General features: G+C 43.1%; 1 protein-coding gene. It reads right to left on the reverse strand.

Going from position 1 to position 756, the window contains the following annotated elements; genetic code table 11:
• A partial coding sequence (gene tig, locus B3180_RS05750; RefSeq protein ID WP_286843486.1) for a trigger factor occupies nucleotides 1-756 on the reverse strand: 756 nt, incomplete at both ends.

A 756-nucleotide genomic window follows, 5' to 3' on the forward strand; every position in this document is an offset into this window, starting at 1 on the left:
AAAGCTTGCTTTCTTATCTTTCACAGAAGCTTTTTCCAACACAAATTCGATAGCTTGCTCTTCCAACGCTAAGTTGCGAACTTGCTGCATCATATCGTTGTTTGACTTGTAGTACTCGACAACTTCCTGCGGGTCTTCATATGCAGAAGCAGCTGTCGCAATGATCTCATCAACTTTCTCGTCGTCAGCTTTAAGCTCATTGCTGCGAATAACTTCGCCCAATAACAAGCCAACTTTAACGCGTTCTTTTGCCTGCTCTTCAAACAACTCAGCCGGCAATTCAGGCATTTGATCAGCATTACCACCAAAACGTTGAGCAGCTTGCTTACGCAGTTGATCAATTTCCTGGTCGATCATTGATTTAGGCAATTCAACATCGTTGTTTTCAACAATGCCTTTTAACACCTGTTCTTTAACTTTTGCTTTTACTGCGTTTTTCAGTTCGCGTTCCATATTCTTACGAACTTCTTCCTTCAACGCTTCAACGCCGCCTTCTTTTACACCAAATAACGCAACGAACTCGTCATTGAGTTCAGGCAAGTCACGTGCTTCAACTTTTTTAGCTGTTACAACGAACTGCGCTTCTTTACCTTTCAGGTTTTCAGCGTGGTAGTCTTCCGGGAAAGTGACTTCAATCGTCTTTTCTTCACCCGCTTTAATACCTTTAATTTGATCTTCAAAGCCCGGAATCATGCGGCCTTCGCCTAATTCCAGAGCGAAATCGTCGGCTTTACCGCCTTCAAATTCTTCACCGTC

Origin of the sequence: Idiomarina sp. UBA4206 (assembly GCF_002383015.1) — a bacterium.
GTDB classification, from domain to species: Bacteria; Pseudomonadota; Gammaproteobacteria; order Enterobacterales; family Alteromonadaceae; genus Idiomarina; species Idiomarina abyssalis.